This window comes from Halogeometricum pallidum JCM 14848, from assembly GCF_000337095.1.
Lineage (GTDB): Archaea > Halobacteriota > Halobacteria > Halobacteriales > Haloferacaceae > Halogeometricum > Halogeometricum pallidum.
Window position 1 is genome coordinate 22,190 of the sequence record NZ_AOIV01000045.1, and the last position, 18,076, is coordinate 40,265.

At 68.1% G+C, this 18,076-nt stretch carries 17 protein-coding genes; 11 read left to right on the plus strand and 6 right to left on the minus strand.

The window, feature by feature from the left end:
* Positions 1–28 precede the first annotated feature (28 nt).
* The 3 genes from C474_RS19855 to C474_RS19865 all read right to left on the minus strand — a co-directional run bounded on the left by C474_RS19855 (position 29) and on the right by C474_RS19865 (position 1,993).
* Positions 29–763 carry a methyltransferase domain-containing protein gene (locus C474_RS19855; protein ID WP_008390012.1) on the minus strand — a complete coding sequence of 245 codons (735 nt, stop codon included), beginning with the start codon at positions 761–763 and terminating at the stop codon, positions 29–31.
* Positions 764–1,180, minus strand: coding sequence for a nascent polypeptide-associated complex protein (locus C474_RS19860; RefSeq protein WP_008390013.1), 417 nt, complete (start codon positions 1,178–1,180; stop codon positions 764–766).
* A 156-nt stretch (positions 1,181–1,336) separates the two neighbouring features.
* Complete coding sequence (locus tag C474_RS19865) at positions 1,337–1,993, minus strand: O-methyltransferase (RefSeq protein ID WP_008390014.1); 657 nt, start codon at positions 1,991–1,993, stop codon at positions 1,337–1,339.
* A 98-nt stretch (positions 1,994–2,091) separates the two neighbouring features.
* On the opposite strand from C474_RS19865, the gene C474_RS19870 reads away from it, so the two are divergent.
* The 6 genes from C474_RS19870 to C474_RS19895 all read left to right on the plus strand — a co-directional run bounded on the left by C474_RS19870 (position 2,092) and on the right by C474_RS19895 (position 9,645).
* Positions 2,092–3,768, plus strand: coding sequence for an acyl-CoA mutase large subunit family protein (locus C474_RS19870; RefSeq protein WP_008390015.1), 1,677 nt, complete (start codon positions 2,092–2,094; stop codon positions 3,766–3,768).
* A gap of 263 nt (positions 3,769–4,031) precedes the next feature.
* On the plus strand, positions 4,032–4,346 hold the full coding sequence (locus C474_RS19875; RefSeq protein WP_008390016.1) for a hypothetical protein: 315 nt from the start codon (positions 4,032–4,034) through the stop codon (positions 4,344–4,346).
* A gap of 93 nt (positions 4,347–4,439) precedes the next feature.
* Positions 4,440–4,823 carry a methylmalonyl-CoA epimerase gene (gene mce / locus C474_RS19880; RefSeq protein WP_008390017.1) on the plus strand — a complete coding sequence of 128 codons (384 nt, stop codon included), beginning with the start codon at positions 4,440–4,442 and terminating at the stop codon, positions 4,821–4,823.
* Positions 4,824–4,936: 113 nt separating this feature from the next.
* Positions 4,937–6,676 carry an o-succinylbenzoate--CoA ligase gene (menE, locus tag C474_RS19885; protein WP_049917216.1) on the plus strand — a complete coding sequence of 580 codons (1,740 nt, stop codon included), beginning with the start codon at positions 4,937–4,939 and terminating at the stop codon, positions 6,674–6,676.
* Positions 6,677–6,755: 79 nt separating this feature from the next.
* Positions 6,756–8,417 carry a long-chain fatty acid--CoA ligase gene (locus C474_RS19890; protein WP_008390021.1) on the plus strand — a complete coding sequence of 554 codons (1,662 nt, stop codon included), beginning with the start codon at positions 6,756–6,758 and terminating at the stop codon, positions 8,415–8,417.
* A 79-nt stretch (positions 8,418–8,496) separates the two neighbouring features.
* On the plus strand, positions 8,497–9,645 hold the full coding sequence (locus C474_RS19895; RefSeq protein ID WP_008390023.1) for an acyl-CoA dehydrogenase family protein: 1,149 nt from the start codon (positions 8,497–8,499) through the stop codon (positions 9,643–9,645).
* A 55-nt stretch (positions 9,646–9,700) separates the two neighbouring features.
* Here the strand turns inward: C474_RS19895 and C474_RS19900 are convergent, their stop codons facing one another.
* Positions 9,701–10,960 (minus strand): MFS transporter, encoded by a 1,260-nt coding sequence (locus C474_RS19900; RefSeq protein ID WP_008390025.1) that lies wholly within the window; start codon positions 10,958–10,960, stop codon positions 9,701–9,703.
* 111 nt (positions 10,961–11,071) lie between these two features.
* Here C474_RS19900 and C474_RS19905 point away from each other — a divergent pair, with 111 nt between their 5' ends.
* The 3 genes from C474_RS19905 to C474_RS19915 all read left to right on the plus strand — a co-directional run bounded on the left by C474_RS19905 (position 11,072) and on the right by C474_RS19915 (position 12,828).
* Positions 11,072–11,875 carry an N-acyl homoserine lactonase family protein gene (locus C474_RS19905; RefSeq protein ID WP_049917217.1) on the plus strand — a complete coding sequence of 268 codons (804 nt, stop codon included), beginning with the start codon at positions 11,072–11,074 and terminating at the stop codon, positions 11,873–11,875.
* Positions 11,876–12,107: 232 nt separating this feature from the next.
* Entirely contained in the window at positions 12,108–12,308 is a 201-nt protein-coding gene (locus C474_RS19910; RefSeq protein ID WP_008390029.1) for a DUF7835 family putative zinc beta-ribbon protein, read from the plus strand.
* Positions 12,309–12,414: 106 nt separating this feature from the next.
* Entirely contained in the window at positions 12,415–12,828 is a 414-nt protein-coding gene (locus C474_RS19915; RefSeq protein ID WP_049917218.1) for a response regulator transcription factor, read from the plus strand.
* A gap of 196 nt (positions 12,829–13,024) precedes the next feature.
* On the opposite strand, the gene C474_RS19920 is transcribed toward C474_RS19915, so the two are convergent.
* On the minus strand, positions 13,025–14,821 hold the full coding sequence (locus tag C474_RS19920) for a bacterio-opsin activator domain-containing protein (protein WP_008390032.1): 1,797 nt from the start codon (positions 14,819–14,821) through the stop codon (positions 13,025–13,027).
* A gap of 108 nt (positions 14,822–14,929) precedes the next feature.
* Positions 14,930–17,281 (minus strand): PAS domain S-box protein, encoded by a 2,352-nt coding sequence (locus C474_RS19925; RefSeq protein WP_008390034.1) that lies wholly within the window; start codon positions 17,279–17,281, stop codon positions 14,930–14,932.
* A 232-nt stretch (positions 17,282–17,513) separates the two neighbouring features.
* Here C474_RS19925 and C474_RS22770 point away from each other — a divergent pair, with 232 nt between their 5' ends.
* Together C474_RS22770 and C474_RS19930 are read left to right on the plus strand one after the other, a co-directional pair.
* Positions 17,514–17,675 (plus strand): DUF7563 family protein, encoded by a 162-nt coding sequence (locus C474_RS22770; RefSeq protein ID WP_008390035.1) that lies wholly within the window; start codon positions 17,514–17,516, stop codon positions 17,673–17,675.
* A 123-nt stretch (positions 17,676–17,798) separates the two neighbouring features.
* On the plus strand, positions 17,799–18,050 hold the full coding sequence (locus C474_RS19930; protein WP_008390037.1) for a UPF0058 family protein: 252 nt from the start codon (positions 17,799–17,801) through the stop codon (positions 18,048–18,050).
* The last annotated feature ends 26 nt before the right edge of the window (positions 18,051–18,076 follow it).

Consider the following 18,076-nt stretch of genomic DNA (forward strand, 5'->3'; position numbering starts at 1 on the left):
CGACCCGACCGACCCGCGGAGGGACGGACTACTCGTAGCGCGCGAACACGAGGTAGCCGGTGTGACCGACGCCCGCTGTCGACGGTCGGGAGCCGCGGTCCTCGAAGTCCATCCGCCGCTGGATGGTCTCGAACGTCTCGACCTCGCTCAGCCCCGCCTCCCGGGCCGCTTCGACGGCGGCGCGACTGTTCTCGACGAACGGCGAGTAGACGGCGACGTAGCCGCCCGAGCGGAGGAGGTCGGGGGCGCGGGCGACCACGTCCGCCGCGTCGCCGGTATCGAGCGTCAGGAGGTCGAACGGCTCCTGTCCCTCCTCGCCGAGGGCGTCGAGTTCCTCGGTCACGTCGCCGGCGCGGACGTCGACGTACTCCTCGACGCCCGCGAGGCGCATGTTCTCGCGCGCCACGTCGGCGAACTCGGGGTCGCGCTCGTACGTCGTCACCTCGGCGCGCATCCGGCCGAGGTACGCCGAGAGGACGCCCGTGCCGGTGCCGGCGTCGAGGACGCGGTCGCCGGCGGCCGCGCCGGTGTGGCCGACGATGAGGCCGATGTCGCGCGGCATCATCGGCGCGCCGGTGCGTTCGAGGTGGTTGAACAGGTCCGGACCGCGGAGTCGGCGGACGACGAACGGTTCGCCGAGATGCGTCTCGACGGTGTCGCCGGGTTCGGCGTCCTCGGGAACGGTGAGCACGCCGAGGTCAGTCTGGAGTTCGTCCCCCGGTGCGCGGAGGTACTCTCTGTTCTCGTGGACGAGCAGATACACTTACTCGAGACGCGAGATGGCGGCCGCGAGGTCGCCGTTCTCGGCCTCTAGCGCCTCCCGCGCGTCGCTCTTGGGGACGCCGGCGCGTTGGGCGACGAGTTCCACGTCCGACTCGGGAATCTCCGCCTCGCCGTCGTCGTCGGTCGGTTCGACCGCGAGGGCGTCGTCGCCGTCGCCGCCCTCGACTCTCGTCGCACCGCCGCCGCTCCCGGGTTCGCGCGATTCGGGCTGACCGACGATCTGGTAGGTCTCCTGGCCCTGCGCGTCCATGCGCGTGACCTGGGCGTCCGAGAACACGAGTTCCTCGTCGGCCGTCCTGATGACGACCTCCTCGGCGTCGAGTTCGGTGACGTCGATTCCCATCTGTTTCATCATCTGCTGCATCTTCCGCGGGTTCATGCCGCCTCCGCCAAACATACTCGCACGGACGTCCCCCAGCGCCAAAAAGGGTGGCGGACCGCCGCCGTCGTCGCGTCTACGACTCGAACTCGAAAACGGCGGGCGGACGGAGGCGCCGCGGGAGGCGGGCCGTAGGACCGTGACCGCGGAAGCGGACCCGCGGGCGAGGGAGCGCTACTCGCCGGTGCGGACGCTCACCGTGAGACCGCTGCCGACGGGGAGGACCGTCGTCTCGAAGTCCGGCGCCGCCCGCACGGCGTCGAGGTAGGCGGCAATGCCCCGCGTCGCCGCGGAGGCGTCGTCCGGCACCCCTTCTCCCTCCGCGTACTCGACCAACGTCTCGAAGTCCGCCGGCCCGCGCACTACGTTGTCGGCGACGACGACGCCGCCGAGGGCGACTTTGTCGGCCACCTCGTGGAACCCGTCGACGTAGCGCTCCTTCTCGTGGTCGATGAGGACGCAGTCGAAGGGTCCTTCGTACTCGCCGACCAGTTCGAGGGCGTCGCCCACCTGGCAGTCGAACGTCGGGGCGTAGTCGGCTTCCGAGAGCCAGTCGTACGCCATGTCGAGTTCCTCGCGGTCGTGTTCGGTCAGTATCACCTCGCCGGCGTCCATCCCGCGGGCCCACCACGTCGCCGAGTAGCCGAACCCCGACCCGAACTCGAAGACGCGTTCGGCGTCGGTGAGGCGGGCGAGGACGCGGAGCGTTCCCCCGGCCGCCGGTCCGATGTTGGGGAACCCCTCCCGGTCGGCGTGGTCGGCCATCTCCGCCTGCACGTCGTCGTGTTCCGGCGCCATTCCGTCGAGGTATCGACCGAGGAGTTCGTCCATACGTTCGCTTTAGGAGGCCGGCACCTCAGTCTACCCCCTACGTACCTTTGGCCCCCCAATCCACGCCGTTAAGTCGGAGCCGACCGTCATCTTCGACCATGTTCGACCCCGACGAATTAGAGCGGATCAGGGAGGCCAAGGCCGAGTGGGAGGAGGAGACGCTCGCGCCGACGCTGGAACGCTTCGGGGAGCGCCAAGAGGAGTTCACGACCGACACCCAGGGTCAGGAGGTCAAACGGCTGTACACCCCTGACGACGTGGCCGACCACGACTACCGCGAGGACGCCGGCTTCCCGGGCGAGGAGCCGTACACCCGCGGCGTCTACCCGACGATGCACCGCGGCCGCCTCTGGACCATGCGGCAGTACGCCGGGATGGGCACCGCCGCGGAGACGAACGAGCGCTTCGAGTACCTCATCGAGAACGGCTCCTCGGGGCTGTCGATGGCGTTCGACCTTCCGACGCAGAAGGGCTACGACTCCGACGCGGCGATGGCGGCGGGCGAAGTCGGCAAGGCCGGCGTCGCCATCGACACCCTGCGCGACATGGAAGTCGTCTTCGACGGCATCCCGCTGGACGAGGTGTCCACGTCGATGACCATCAACGCGCCCGCGGCGGTCCTTCTCGGGATGTACATCGCCATCGGCGACCAGCAGGGCGTGCCGCGCGAGGACCTGCGCGGGACCATCCAGAACGACATCCTCAAAGAGTACATCGCGCGCAACCTCTACATCTACCCACCGGAGGCGTCGATGCGCCTCATCACGGATATCTTCGAGTTCTGCGGGACGGAGACGCCGAACTTCAACACCATCTCCATCTCGGGCTACCACATCCGCGAGGCGGGGTCGACCGCCGCACAGGAGATAGCGTTCACCCTCGGCGACGGCATCGAGTACGTGCAGGCCGCCCTCGACGCCGGCCTCGACGTGGACGAGTTCGCCCCGCAGCTCTCCTTTTTCTTCAACGCGCACAACAACGTCTTCGAGGAGGTGGCGAAGTTCCGCGCCGCCCGGCGCATGTGGGCGAAGATCATGGAGGAACGATTCGGCGCGGAGAACCCGAAGTCCAAGCAGTTGAAGTTCCACACGCAGACGGGCGGCTCCACCCTGACGGCCCAGCAGGTGGAGAACAACGTCGTCCGCGTGGGGTATCAGGCGCTCGCGGCGGTGCTCGGCGGGACTCAGAGCCTCCACACGAACGGGAAAGACGAGGCGCTGTCGCTCCCCACCGAGAAGTCCGTCCGGACGGCCCTGCGCACCCAGCAGATTCTCGCGCACGAGTCGGGCGCCGCGGACACCATCGACCCCCTCGCCGGCAGTTACTACGTCGAGTCGCTGACCGACGACTTGGAGGAGGAGGCGTTCGAGATTATAGAGGACGTCGACCGCCGGGGCGGCATGCTCGACGCCGTGAAGTCCCAGTGGGTCCAGCGGCAGATTCAGGACGTGGCGTACGAACGCCAGCAGGAGATAGAGGAGGGAGAGCGCGTCATCGTCGGCGTCAACGAGTACCAGGTCGACGAGGAACCCGACCCCGACGTCGAAGATATGGACGAAGAAAACGAGGGGCGACAGAAGGAGCGGCTGGCCGAGGTGAAAGAAGAACGCGACGAGGAGGCCGTCGAGGAGGCCCTCGCCGCCCTCCGGGACGCCGCCGCGGGCGACGCCAACCTCGTCCCGCCCATCGTCGACGCCGTGAAGACGTACGCGACGGTCGGCGAGATATCGAACGCGCTCCGCGAGGAGTTCGGCGAGTACCGCCCGTCGGCCTGACTGTCCGGCCGCCGCCCCGACCGCGATACGTGTTATCGTGCCTCAAAAATGTTGATTGTCCGACACTCTGTGGTAGCGGTACGATGCTCCTTCGCACCTGACCGGCCACCCTTCGGCCCGTTCGCCCGCCGGCCCTCGCGGATTGGGAGGCGGGCGGGCGGTCCGTCCGGTTCGCCGCCCGTCGCATTCGGACGCGGCCGCGCTGCCCACCGGCGCCGCCCGCGTCGTCGTCTCGTTCTCCGACCGAACCCTCAGAGACATCCATGTCACGAAAACCATCAGACGACTCGCACCGCAACCGCTCGTCCCCCTCGCTCGTCGCGCCGCGCGTCTACCGCCGGGCCCCCTGCGACGCCCCGCCGCTGACCGTTCAGGTCGGGTTCCTCGGCGTCGTCGTCGCCGGCGTCGTCGTCCTCTCGTACCCCGCCGCGGCGGCCGCGGCGGCGGTCACCGCCGCCGTCGTCGGACTGCTCGTCACGGCCGCGGGCCGCGCGGTGCGGCGCGCTGCCGTCCGCGAGACGACGGTTCGCGTCCCCCTCGCCGGCGTCGAACTGACCGTCGCCCGGTCGGGCGAGTAGTCCGTTCGAGGCGACGAACCGACGCCCCCGCTTCGCTCCTGCCCCGCTTCCCAGCCTCCGGATTTATTCGTGCGCCCGTCGACCACGCGCACGATGGAGTTCGACCACATCGGCGTCGCCACGGCGGACGCCACCGGCCTCGCCGCCCTGTTCGCAGAACTGTTCGACGCGCCCGTCGCGCACGAGGAGGAGTTCGACGGGATGAGCGTCGTGTTCCTCGAACTGGGGTCCGGCTACTTCGAGTTGCTCGAACCGCACGAGGGCGGCGCGATATCGAGGTACTTAGACGAGAACGGTCCCGGCATCCACCACGTCGCCCTTCGGACGGACGACGTCACGGGTGCGCTGGAGACGGCGCGCGGCGCGGGCGTCGAGTGCATCGACGAGGACCCCCGGCCGGGCGCGTGGGGTCACGAGGTGGCCTTCTTACATCCGAAATCGACCGGCGGCGTGCTGGTGGAGTTCGTCGAGCACTGACGGCGGGCGACTCCGCTCCCGAGAGGTTCGGCGCTGCACCGTGCACGCACCGTCCCCCGCCGTCCCGGGCGAATCGCGAAAGGTAGTTCACCGCGGCCCGCGAGGTGGAAACGATGCGAGATTGGCTCTCTCACCGCGTTCGGGCGTCGCCCGACGAGACGGCGCTCGTCCGGGCCGCCACGGGCGAGTCGTGGACGTTCGCCGAGTTGGACGGGTTGGTCGAGGAGACGGCGGGGCGACTCGCCGCCCTCGGCGTCGAACCGGGGGACCACCTCGGGACCGTTCTCGGCCCGCGCGTGGAGTACGTCGCGCTGATTCACGCGGCGATGCGCCTCGGCGTGACGCTCGTGCCGATGGGGGACGCGCTCACCGTTCCGGAACTCCGGGAGCAGGTCGAGACGGCGGACGTGACCGCTCTCGTCTGCGACGCGGAGACGGAGGCCGTCGCCGCCGACGTCGCGGACGCCGCCGCCGCCCCCGTTGTCAGTGTCGACGACCCGACGACGGACGACGCCGTCCGCCTCTCGGCGGTGCCACCCGACCTGGTGACGCCGGCGTCGTGGTCGTTCGAAGACGTGCAACTCCTCCTCTTTACCTCGGGGACCACCGGCGACCCCAAGGCGGTGAAACTGACGACGGGGAACCTCCTCGCCAGCGCCGTCGCCTCGGTGTTCCGCCTCGGCTTCGACCCCGAGGACCGCTGGCTGGTGACGCTGTCGCTGCACCACATGGGCGGTATCGCGCCCGTCCTGCGGATGCCGCTGTACGGGATGACGGTCGTCCTCCGCGAGGAGTTCGACGCCGGGGGCGCCGCCGACGACGTGGACCGCTTCGACGTGACCGCCGTCTCCCTCGTTCCGACGATGCTGCGCCGGATGCTGGACAGTCGCGGGACGCTGGATTCGTCGCTCCGGACGGTTCTGCTCGGCGGCGCGCCCGCCCCGCGCGAACTCGTCGCGCGGTGTCGGGACTACTCCGTCCCCGTCTACCCCACCTACGGGATGACCGAGACGGCCTCGCAGATGGCGACGGCGACGCCCGAGGAGGCGTTCGAGCACGCCGGCACCGTCGGCCGACCCCTGTTCTGGACGGACGTGACCGTCGTCGGCGAGGACGGCGAGCGACTGCCGCCGGGCGAGACGGGCGAGTTCGTCGTGGACGGCCCGACAGTCTCCCCTGGCTACTACGGGAACCCGGCGGCGACGGACGAGGCGTTCGGCGAACGCGGCCTGCGGACCGGCGACGTGGGATACGTCGACGACGGCGGCCGCCTGTACGTCCTCAACCGCGTGGACGACCGCATCATCACCGGGGGTGAGAACGTCGACCCCGGCGAGGTGGCGGACGTGCTCCGCTCGCATCCCGACGTGCGCGACGTCGCCGTCGTCGGCGTCCCGGACGACGAGTGGGGCGAACGCGTCTCCGCGCTGGTCGTCCCCGCGGGCGACGTACTCGACCGAACCGCCCTCGTCGCGTTCGCCCGGGAGCGACTGGCCGGGTTCAAGATTCCCCGCCTCGTCGCCGTCGCCGACGAACTCCCGCGGACCGTCTCGGGCACCGTGAAGCGCGACGCGGTGCGCGAACTGCTCGCGGACCGGGAGGTAGAGCGAAGCGACGAGGCGACGGAACGCGGCGCTCGCGGCGCCGAACCGGACGACGATGCCGAACCCGCGCCGTCCGAGAGCGACGGGGAAGGGGCGGGTGAACGCGCGGACGAGAGGGTCACCGACGGGACGAACGCGGGCGCGGAGACCGAGGACGACGAGCAGGCGGACGACGCGGATACGGACGCGGAGACGGTCGACTCGACCGAGGACGCCGACCGGCCGTCGGACTCGAACGCCGACCCCTGACTATCGGCGGAACCAACTCGTCCGCGTAGGGCCAGCAGTTCACAAACGATAATGATGGTCGGGTGCGTCCGTTCACAGTATGCCTGGTGCAACGGCCCAGACGCTTCGACCGTTCTTGTGGCGCGCACGGCGGATGTTTCCCGACCGAGAGGTGGTCTCTCGGACCCACGAGGGGATTCACCGCTACACGTACGCCGAGTACGCCGACCGAGTGGGACAGTTGGCGAACGCCCTCGACGGGGCGGGCGTCGAACGCGGCGACCGAGTGGGGACGTTCTGCTGGAACCACCACCGCCACTACGAGACGTACTTCGCCGCGCCGTCGATGGGCGGGCAACTGCACACCATCAACCCCCTGCTTCCGGACCACCACGTGCAGTACATCGTGGAGAACGCGGCGGACCGAATCATCCTCGTCGACCCGTCGCTGGTGGAGAAATTGGCCGGCGCGTACGACGAGGAGGCGTTCGCGTCCGTAGAGCAGTTCGTCGTGATGGGCAGTGAGGTACCCGACACCTCCCTGGAGAACGTCGTCGACTACGAGTCGTTCATCGGAGACGAGGACGCGACGTACGACTGGCCGGACCTGCCGGGGGACCAACCGGCGGGGATGTGCTACACCTCGGGGACGACGGGGAAACCGAAGGGCGTCGAGTACACCCAAGAGATGCTGTGGTCGCACACGATGGCGACGCTCCCCGAGGCGGGTCTGGACCTCCGCTCCTCGGACGTGGTGATGCCCGTCGTGCCGATGTTCCACGTCAACGCGTGGGGAATGCCCTTTTCGACCACCGCGGCCGGCGCGAAGCACGTCTACCCCGGGCCGTCCCCGTCGCCCGCCGACCTCGCTTCGCTCATCGAGGAGGAGGGCGTGACGCTCACCGCGGGCGTGCCGACGGTGTGGCTCGGACTGTTGGAGTACTTAGAGGAGAACGACGCCGACCTCTCCTCCCTCGAGACCATCGTCATCGGCGGGTCCGCCGCGCCGAAGTCGGTCATCCGCCGGTTCGACGAGGAGTACGACGTGGACGTCCTCCACGCGTGGGGGATGACCGAGATGTCGCCCATCGGCACCGTCGCGCGTCTCAAACCCGGCATGGAGTCGCTGCCGGCGGAGGAACGGTACGACAAGCAGGCCAAGCAGGGCCTCCTGATTCCGGGCTTGGAGATGCGCGTCGTCGGCGACGGCGGGGAGGAACTCCCGTGGGACGGCGAGGCGTTCGGCGAACTCCACGTCCGCGGGCCGTGGGTGACGACGGAGTACTTCGAGCGTCCCGAGGCCACCGAGGAGGACTTCGAGGACGGGTGGCTGAAGACGGGCGACGTGGTGACCGTCGACGAGGAGGGGTACGTGAAGATAGTCGACCGGGCGAAGGACGTCATCAAATCGGGCGGAGAGTGGATCTCCTCGGTGGAACTGGAGAACGCCCTCATGGCCCACGACGGCGTGGCCGAGGCGACGGTGGTCGGCGTCCCCCACCAACGGTGGCAGGAACGCCCCGTCGCGTTCGTCGTCCCCGCGGCGTCGGCCGACGAGGAGTCGCTGAAGACCGAACTGGTCGAGATGGTGAAATCGGAGTTCCCGAAGTGGTGGGCGCCCGACGAGGTGGTTTTCATCGAGGAGGTGCCGAAGACGGCCACCGGGAAGTTCGACAAGAAGGTGCTCAGAAACCAGTACGACGACGAATCGCTGGTCGAGGGGAAGGCGCCGGAGGACGCCGCGCCCGACGCCAACGACTGACGCTTCTCGAAACGATAAACTCGTTTCAAGGTTTCCACAGTTCCGAGGATTATTTTACCTCACGATTCTTTCACCGGGTATGGACCTTCTAGAGGAGAGCGTCGTCCCGGAGCACGCCCGAGACGTGAAGCAGACGGCGCGCGAGTTCGCAGACGAGCATATTCGCCCCAACGCGGAGGAGTATTTCGAGAGCGGGGAGTATCCGTGGGACATCTTGGAGGCCGGCATGGACGCCGGCCTCGTCGCGCAGGACATCGGCGAGGAGTACGGCGGGAAGGGCTACGACCTCCTGCAGGTCCTCGCCATCAACGAGGAACTGTACCGGGCGGACGCGGGCATCGCGCTGACGATGATGCTCGCCTCGTTCGGGTGTGAGATGGTCGAACACTACGGCACCGAAGAGCAGAAGGACGAGTACCTGCGTCCCGTCGCCGCGAACGAGCAGATTTCGGGGCTCGCCGTGTCGGAACCGCAGACCGGGTCCGACATGGCCGGGATGACGACCCGCGCCGAGAAGACCGACGAGGGCTGGGCGCTCAACGGCGAGAAGTACTGGGTCGGCAACGCCGTCGAGGCCGACTGGCTGACCGTCTACGCGAAGACGGACGACAGCGACGACCGCTACTCGAACTACACGATGTTCATCGTGGAGACGGACCGCGAGGGGTACGAGGCCGAGCACATCCCCGAGAAGATGGGCATGCGCGCCTCCAAGCAGGGCCACATCGTCTTCGACGACTGCGTCGTCCCCGAGGAGAACGTCATCGGCACGGCCGGCGGCGGCTTCTACATGCTCGCGGACTTCTTCAACCACGGGCGCATCGTCGTCGGCGGCCACGGCATCGGCCTCGCCGCGCGCGCCATCGAGGAGACGTGGGAGTTCGTTCACGACCGCGAAGCGTTCGGCCGCAACATCTCCGATTTCCAGTCGACGCAGCACATCCTCGCGGACATGCGCATGGAGTTCGAGGCCGCTCGCTCGCTGAACTGGCGCGCCGCGAAGAAGGTGGCCGACGACGAGAACGCCGGCTTCTGGGCGGCGTCGGCGAAGACCAAGTCCACGGAGACGGCCGTGTTCTGCGCCGAACGCGGGATGCAACTGCACGGCGGCCGCTCGGTGCTCAACGAGTACCCCATCTCGCGCGTCTACCGCGACGTGCGCATCCCGGTCATCTACGAGGGCGCAAACGAGATTCAGCGCAACCTCATCTACCGGCAGTCGAAGTAAGCGGGACCCGCCCGTCCCGCGCGGTCGGGACCGCTCGAATAGATCATTTATCTGTCTATTGAGCGCGCCGGCGTTGCGACCCCGCCGCCGCGCCGTTCTCTCCCGGCGTCACCCGACGCTCTAACAACAGGACGCCGACGGCCAAGAACCCGCAGACGACCGCCAGCGTCGGCCACAGCAGGGATTGAAGCCCGGCGTCGAAGAACGCCCCGCCGACGACGGACCCGAGGCCGAAGCCGAGGCGCTTGGCCACTTCGAGGAGGGACAACTGCGACCCGCGGTCCTCCGCGCGCCCGAGCGACGACGCCAGAGACGTGATGAGCGGCGCGTGCAGAATCTCCCCGAGCGTTCTGAGGACGAGGAACGCGCCGACGAGGGCGATTCCGAGCGTCGTCGACACCGACCCGACGAGGCCGACGGCGAGGACGCTCGCGGCCCACAGGAGTGCCGAGACGGCCAACCCGCGCGTCCGCCGCCACGGGGCGACGGCGGCGACGAGGGGGAGTTGGAAGAGGACGATGACCAGCGGATTGAGAACGTACAGCGTCCCCAACTCGGAACTCGTCAGTCCCAACACCGCCTCGGCGACGACGGGCACCGTCGTCTGCATCTGCGCGTACATGACGGCGAAGCCGACGTTGAGCAGACAGAGCGCCAGGAGTCGGCGCTCCGAGAGCGCGCGGCCCCAGTCGCCGACGGCGTCGCGGAGGGAGGCGTCGGCGTTCCCCTCGTGGAGACGCGGCAGGGCGTACCAGAGGACGGCCGCGACGGCGGCGCAGGTGAGGCCGTCGAGGACGAACACCGACAGTTTCGCCGCCTCGTAGAGGACGCCGCCGACGACGAACCCTGCGCCGAAGCCCGCGTTGTTGCCGACTTTCAGGAGGGCGAACGCCCTGTCCCGGTCGCCGCCCTCGGTCAGGTCCGCGACGGTAGCGTGACTCGCCGGCGTGTAGAGACCGAGGGTGAGGCCGGCCGCCGCGGCGACGGCGACGAACTGGGCGCCGGTGTCGACGAGGGCGTAGGCGGCGAGCGTGACGGAGGACAGCGCCATGCTCGCCACCATGACGGGTTTCCGCCCGCGGCGGTCCGCGAGGTACCCCCCGACGACGGTGCCGGCGGCGGTGGCGACGTTGTTGGCGAGGAGGCCCACGCCGACGACGGCCAGGGAGATACCCACCGCGAGGTGGAAGTGAACGGTGGCGAACGGGTAGACGAGTCCGGACCCGAACAGGTTGACGAGTTGGCCGACGGCGACGGCGTAGACGGGCCGCGGGAACCCGCGGAGAGCGTCGAGCGAGAGCGACGGACGGGGCACGGGGAAGGGTTCGACGGGTCGGGTGGAAAGTCCCCCGGACGCGGTGAGCGACGCGCCGCGAGGCCGGCCGTCCGAACGAACAGTTATCGCCGGTCTCTCCGTAGTTCGACCATGGTCGATGCAGCAGTCAGACTGGTGGACCGAGGCCGCGTCTTCGCCGACGAGGGCTACGTCGTCGACGGCGCGGCGATGGGAACCGCGTCGAATCCGAACCCCGACCGCGAACGCGTCGAGTTCGTCGTCTGGAACGCCGTCGTCGACCACCCCGAAGGGACGTTCCTCTGGGACACCGGGTCGCACCCCGAGGCGGGCGACGGCTACTGGCCCGACCCCCTCTACCAGGCGTTCGAGCACGTCGACGCCGCAGATCACGACCTCGAATCGGACCTGGACGCGGTCGGCTACGACCGCTCGGACATCGACGCCGTGGTGATGAGCCACCTCCACCTCGACCACGCGGGCGGCCTCCGTCACTTCGAGGGGACGGACGTGCCGATATACGTCCACGAAGAGGAACTGAAGTTCGCCTACTACTCCGCGAAGACGACGGAGGGTTCCATCGCCTACCTCGCGAAGGATTTCGACCGCGACCTGAACTGGGAGGTGGTCCACCGGCACCGCCACACCCTCGCCGAGGGCGTCGAGTTGTACCACCTGCCGGGCCACACGCCGGGCGTGCTGGGGGCGCGAATCGACCTGCCGGGGGAGACGGTGATAATCGCCGGCGACGAGTGCTACGTCGACGCCAACTACGCCGACGAGGTGCCGTTGGGGCCGGGACTGCTCTGGTCGGAGCGCGACTGGTTCGAGAGCCTCCAGACGGTGAAGGAACTGGAACGCCGGACCGGCGGCGACGTGCTGTACGGGCACGACTTAGCACGGTTCGAGTCGTTCGGCGACGGCTGGAACCTCTGAACAGCGTCGGGATGCGGACGCGTCGGAGGTGACGACTCGGCGAGCGGATGTCTCAGACGCTGTCAGGGAGTTCCGCGACGAGTCCGACGCCGAGACGCCGCGCGACGAAGTCGCCGCCCCGCGGTAAGCGGGTCCGGTCTGCCGGTCGTCTCGCCGCCGATTCGGGGCGCCCTAACGGATTAGGCTCACTGTCTATGCCCGTGACGCCGTTACCAGTAAGTGGCGAACCACAATGTCGAAGAGTGAACCGGGACTCACCGAGTTGACGGAGTATTGTGACGACTGTGGGCGACGGACGCCCCACAACGTCTCTATCGAGCTGAAGACGGAGAGTTCGAAGCAGACGAACCAGGAGTTCTCGCGCGAACCGTACCGCGTCACCGAGTGCGCGTCGTGCGGTGACGAGAGCTTCCAGCGAATGAACGACGCGTGAGCGACGACGCGTCCGTGTCGTTCGGCGACCACTCGCCCCCGAACCCGCTAGGCAGACGGGTGACCCCCGGGGTCGAGACCGGCCATTCGACGGACTAACCAAAACCATGACCGTAACTTCCGCTGACGTGCCTTCGGAGCGCCCCACCGTCCTCATCGCGGACGACGAGGCCGCTCTCACAGATAGCATGGCCGTGTGGCTGTCCGACCACTACCAAGTGCGGACGGCGTACACCGGCCACGAGGCGCTCAGGGAGTTCGACCCGACCGTCGATGTGGTCCTCCTCGACCGGCACATGCCCGGTCTCTCGGGAGAGCGAGTCATGGAAGAGTTGAACGAGACGGACGTGACGCCGCGCGTCGCGCTTCTCACGGCGACGTGCGCGGACGACCTCGGGCCCGAACTGGAGGAGCTCGGTTTCGACGAGCACCTCACGAAGCCCATCTCCCGAGACGAGCTTCTCGAAGCCGTCTCGGCGCTGGTGTCGGCGTCGTCGGCCTCCGAACCCGCACGGCGCTGACCCGACCTGACGACTGCGATTTCCCCCCCCCGACGGTGCCCCCGCCGTCGACCCCACCGCGGATGTGTGGTGGCCCTGATTCTCCCCGCTCTCTCGTCCCAACGAGCGACGCCTCTCTCCGCTTCGCGAGGCGGTGTGCGATGTCACTACGCGACTCGGAGTACGCGGCAGAACGCAACAGGCGACACGTTCGCGGTCAGTTGTTGGTTACGCGGCGCTTCTCGGTCGTCGCCGTCTCCGTCGTCTCCTCGAAGAACGTCTCCATCAGTTTTCGCTCGCCGGAGCGGAGGTGCTCGTGGAACGTCGGCGCGGAGATGCCGAGCGACTCGGCCACCTCCTCGGCGGTGCTCCCCCGCGGCCAGTCGAAGTACCCCGAGACGAACGCCGTCTCCAGCACGTCGTGCTGTCTGCTCGTGAGTTTGTCCTCCAGTTCGCGCTTGAACGTCTCCGTCGATTGGACCGACTGTTCGACTTCGCGCTTGGCGACGACTTCGATGGCGGGGAACGCCGACTGCACCGTGTCGCTCAGGACGCGGAGGTCCGCGTCGGGCGAGACGGTGACGGCCAGCGACCCGTCGCCGTTCGTCGCGGTGAGCGTGTTGACGCTGGCGCCGAACTCGATCAGCGGACCCAGCACCGTCGAGCCCGTGATCCGCACCTCGAACATGGACTCCTCGGGGCCGTCCGTGATGGTCCGGGCGCTCTCGACCGAGTCGTGGGTGGTGAGATACTCGAGGACCGCTTCGGTATCGGCGCCCTCGGTGCTCACGTAGCAGGAGATGCCCCCGTCCGCGGCGGGTGAGAACCCCTGAAGCGTGACGCGGCAGTCGACGGTCGCCGAGAGGTCGACGAACAGGTCGTCTCTGTCCTCGTGGGAGAACTCCAGTTCGACCGCGGTGTCGCTGTACAGGAGGCGCTTCGACTCCGCGGCGTTGATGCCGTGGCCGATGGTCGCGCCGAGTTCTTCGAACACCGTCCGGTCGTCCTCGTCGAGCGAGTCCGCCCGGTCGGTGTAGATGACGAGCGCGCCGTAGGCGGTATCGCGGTACGTGACGGGAACGACGACGGCCGAGAGGCTCTCGCGGTCGAGGTCCGGCGGAGCCGTCCCGTTCGTCTCGAACACCGCCGCGAAGTGCTCGGCGCTCACCTCATCGACCAACTGGACCTGCCGTTCCTGCAGGGCCGAGCGGACGACCGGCGTGACCGCGTCCGCCGTGCCGTTGAGTTGCGGCGGCGCGACGCCCGCCGAGGTCCGACAGGTGACCGCGTCCACGGCGTCGCTGTAGCGGGCGACCCACGCGGCGGCGTAGGCGTCGAACGACGCCAGCGACTCGCAGACGGTTTCCTCTATCTCCTCGCGGGTCGTCGCGTCGACGAGCGCCCGGTCGACCTTCCGGAGCAGGTCGTTGATGTGGTGCAGACGGTCGAGTTGCCGCTGTCGCTTCTCGATTTCGTCGGCCTGTCCGCGGCGGACCGTCTCGACCTGCTCGCGGAGTTCGTTCAGAACCGCCGGGTCGCGCAGGTCGTCGACGTCGCGCGTCTTGAGCGCTTCCTGGGTCGATTCGAGCGCGAAGAACTCCCGCACCTCCTCGTCGAAGTCGGATCGGACGACGAGTTCGTCGACGGCCTCGCGGACGTCCGTCTTCGTCACGGGTTTCACGAGGTAGTCGTCGAACGGCATGTCGACGATGTCGGTGTCGGGTTCGACCGCGGTCATCATCGCCACGTGGCAGTCGAGGCCGCGGTCGCGGAGGGCCTCGAGGACGTCGTCGCCCGAGAGGTTAGGCATCCGACGGTCGAGGAGGACCACGTCGACCGTCTCGTCGATCTGGTTTAGAGCGTCCTCGCCTCCGTACGCGACGCGGACGTCGTAGTCGTCTCGGAGCCAGTATTCGCAGGTGTCCGCTAAGTCCTCGTCGTCGTCGACGACCAAGACGACCGGCTTCGCTGAGCGACCGTCCTTCTCCTCACCCAGCGAGCGTTCGGTGGACATGCTGATAACTTTTCGAACTGCCCCCACTAATATATATCTGGCCCCTCGTCGGTCGAATTTATCCGCCGGGGGACACTAACGAACGTAAAGAACGCACCGGGTTCGGGTTTATACTATCTGGAGCGTGATGGTGAAGACGGCGCCGGTGGGGTCGTTGTCGCTCACGTCGATCGTGCCGCCGTAACTGTTGACGAGTTCCTTCACGAGATAGAGGCCGAACCCGCCGCCGGGCGTCGACAGCCCTTCGACGCCTTTCTCGACGATGTGCCGTTTCTCCTCGTCGGGGACGCCCGGACCGTTGTCCTCGATGCGGACGGCGACGGTGCCGTCGTCGAGATCTTCGACGTCGACGGCGACGCGCGGGACGGCCTTGTCGTTGTGCTGGACGGCGTTCGTGAGGAGGTTCTCGAACACCTGCGGCAGCAGGTCGTCGGCGAGGACGTCCACGTCCGGGATGGGCCGCTCCGTCGAGATGACGACGTGCTCGTTGTCGTCGTCGATGTGTTCGAGTTCGCGCACGAGCGTCTTTCCGAGGGGCATCGCCTCCAGTTCGTGCGCCTCGCTGTGGACGATGGCTTTCGTGAACGAGCGCATCGTCTCCACGAGGTCGACCATCTCGTCGATGCGGTCGCGCACCGTCGAGAGATGCGTCCGGCCCGGTTCGTCGACGAAGTCCTCGAGAATCTCCGTTCGCGCGCTGACGACGTTGAGACCGTTGAGGAGGTTGTGCCGGAGGATGCGATTCATGAACTCCAGTCGCTCGCGCTCCTGTCTGAGTTCGCGTTCGCGCTGTTTGCGCTCGGTGATGTCGCGCCCCTCCGGGACTAAGAGGACGACTTCGCCCATCTCGTCGGTGACGGGCGTGATGGAGAAATCGAGGACGAGTTCATCGCCCGTCCGCGGGTCCGCCCCGGTGGCCTCGTAGCGGACGAACTCGCCCGCGGCCGCCCACCTGATGGCGTCTTTCAGTCCGGCGACGGTGTCCTCGCTGGCGTCCCACCACGGCGCCTCCCAGAAGCGCTTGCCGATGAGTTCCTCGCGGTCGGCGCCCGCGAACTCCGTGGCGGCGTCGTTCACCTTCACCACCGTCCCGTCGGGGTCCATCAGCCCCATGAACTGGAAGGTGCGATTAAACACGGCATCGAGGCGTCGCTCGCGGCGCTTCCGGTCGGTCATGTCCCGGACGACCTTCACGAACCCCCGGCAGGACCCTCTGTCGTCGGTCAGCGCGGTGATCGTCACCAGCGCCCAAAAGCGCGTGCCGTCCTTGCGGACGCGCCACCCCTCGTCCTTGACTTGCCCCTCCGTGCGCGCCTGTTCCAGTATCTCCAGGGGGTAGTCGTTCGCGACGTCCTCCTCGGGGTAGAAAATCGAGAAGTGCTTGCCGAGCACCTCCGACTCCTCGTAGCCTTTGATGTTCTCGGCGCCGCGGTTCCAGCTAGCGACGTGGCCGTCGGGGTCCAGTCGGAAGATTGCGTACTCCTCGACGTCCTTGACGAACGTGCTGAACTCCTCGCGCCGACGCTTCAGTTCGCGCTCCTCCTCTCTCCGTTCGACGGTGTCGATGGCGTGAGCGACGGCGTCGCCGAGCTGCTTGAGGGGGTCTTTCGGACCGTCCTCGTCGCCGAACGCCCCCTCCCGCTCGGAGTAGAGGGAGAGGGCGCCGTAGTTCGACCCCCGGTACTCCAACGGGACGCAGACGCAGGATTTGAACCCGCGTTCGAGGGCCGCCTCGCGCCAGGGCCCCCACGCGTCGTCCGCCTCGATGTTCGACGTTATCTGCACCTCGTTCCGTCTGAACGCCCGACCCACCGGTCCCTGACCGGTCATCTTCTCGGCGTCGACGGAGAACGACGACTCCGAGAGGTAGCCGTGCTCGGCGCCGGCCCACGCCGAGGGTTCGATGATGTCGTCGTCGATGCGGCCGATCCAGGCGAACGTCAGCGGCGTCGTCTCGACCAACCGACTGCACACCAACTGCTCGATGTGCGCCCGCGAGATGGCGTCCTCGCTGGCGCTGCTCACCTCGCTGATGACCTGCGTGAACGTCTCTAAGATGTCGAGGCGGTCCTGCTGGCGTTCGAGGCGCTCCTCGCGGCGTCGCTGGTCGGTCACGTCGTGGAAGTAGACGGTGATGCTCCGCTCTTCGGGGAAGACGCTCACGTCGAACCACTTCTGCAGGGGGGTGTAGTAGTCGGTGAACGTCGCCGGCTCTCCCTCGGCGAACGCTCGCTCGCACTCCCGGAGGAACCGTGAGCCCTCCGCGTCCGGGAACACGTCGGTGACCGTTGCGCCGACCAGGTCGTCCCGCTCTCGGTCCAACACCTCCGCCGCCTTGCTGTTTAGATAGGTAAACCGGTAGTCGGCGTCGACGGTGAACACGGCGTCCGAGACGCGTTCGAGGTGCTCGCGAACGCTCGTCTCGAAGTCGCCCGTCGGCCGTTTCGTAGAGTCCTCCATGGTTGTCGTGACGCCCCGCGGACTTCGCCGCCGGAGCGTCGTTGCTTGTTTCGTGTCCTCGGCCAAAACGTATACCCCTTTCCCAATTCCCCCGCCGCCGCCCTAACCACGTAGGAAGGCGACTTACGGCCGCTCCAAGGTTCTCGGAGAACGAGCATGTCAGACCGAACTCCGGTTTCCGGCGAGTCGACCGCCCCGAAGCAGGCATCGGCCCCCGTCGAGGTGACGCGGGATGCCTAGGTGTCAGAACTGCGAATCGTTCGTGACGAGAGACTACGTCCGGGTGTTCGCTCCCAACGACGCGGACGACCCGCGCGTCTGCCCCCACTGCGAGGACAAACTGCGCGACGGCGCGGACGTCCGCGAGGCGCGGGCGAAACGCGTCTCCTCCTGAACCGGCGAGCGGCCCCCCTCGCTTCGGCCGCTTCTCTCGCCTTCGTCCCCGACGCCCCGCCCGCGTCGCCGCGTTCTCACGCGGGCGGGAAACTTACCCGCCCCGAGCCCCTAGGTCGCTCGGATGAAGAAGAACGAACTGGTCCATCTGCACGCCCTCCTGACGTGCGTGGCCGAGGACTTCGTCGATCGCGGGGTCGTCGACGCCGATGCGTTCGCGGAGTACCGCGCGCTCGGTATCTCCTCTCGGTCGCTCCGCGCCTCGCGCGAGGACCACGAGACCGCCGTCCGTCGCCTCGCCGAGACGCTCTCGTCCGCGGCCGCCGAGGACCCGGACTGCGGGGCCCCGGGCGACACGCATCTCTCGCCCCCGTAGTCGACGTCTTCTCGCCGCCGAAACGA

Coding starts and splice junctions, on each gene's coding strand:
- C474_RS19860 (WP_008390013.1), bottom strand. CDS start 1,180: ATGTTTGGCGGAGGCGGCATGAACCCGCGGAAGATGCAGCAGATGATG.
- C474_RS19865 (WP_008390014.1), bottom strand. CDS start 1,993: ATGGACGAACTCCTCGGTCGATACCTCGACGGAATGGCGCCGGAACAC.
- C474_RS19870 (WP_008390015.1), top strand. CDS start 2,092: ATGTTCGACCCCGACGAATTAGAGCGGATCAGGGAGGCCAAGGCCGAG.
- C474_RS19875 (WP_008390016.1), top strand. CDS start 4,032: ATGTCACGAAAACCATCAGACGACTCGCACCGCAACCGCTCGTCCCCC.
- mce (WP_008390017.1), top strand. CDS start 4,440: ATGGAGTTCGACCACATCGGCGTCGCCACGGCGGACGCCACCGGCCTC.
- menE (WP_049917216.1), top strand. CDS start 4,937: ATGCGAGATTGGCTCTCTCACCGCGTTCGGGCGTCGCCCGACGAGACG.
- C474_RS19890 (WP_008390021.1), top strand. CDS start 6,756: ATGCCTGGTGCAACGGCCCAGACGCTTCGACCGTTCTTGTGGCGCGCA.
- C474_RS19895 (WP_008390023.1), top strand. CDS start 8,497: ATGGACCTTCTAGAGGAGAGCGTCGTCCCGGAGCACGCCCGAGACGTG.
- C474_RS19905 (WP_049917217.1), top strand. CDS start 11,072: ATGGTCGATGCAGCAGTCAGACTGGTGGACCGAGGCCGCGTCTTCGCC.
- C474_RS19910 (WP_008390029.1), top strand. CDS start 12,108: ATGTCGAAGAGTGAACCGGGACTCACCGAGTTGACGGAGTATTGTGAC.
- C474_RS19915 (WP_049917218.1), top strand. CDS start 12,415: ATGACCGTAACTTCCGCTGACGTGCCTTCGGAGCGCCCCACCGTCCTC.
- C474_RS19920 (WP_008390032.1), bottom strand. CDS start 14,821: ATGTCCACCGAACGCTCGCTGGGTGAGGAGAAGGACGGTCGCTCAGCG.
- C474_RS19925 (WP_008390034.1), bottom strand. CDS start 17,281: ATGGAGGACTCTACGAAACGGCCGACGGGCGACTTCGAGACGAGCGTT.
- C474_RS22770 (WP_008390035.1), top strand. CDS start 17,514: ATGCCTAGGTGTCAGAACTGCGAATCGTTCGTGACGAGAGACTACGTC.
- C474_RS19930 (WP_008390037.1), top strand. CDS start 17,799: ATGAAGAAGAACGAACTGGTCCATCTGCACGCCCTCCTGACGTGCGTG.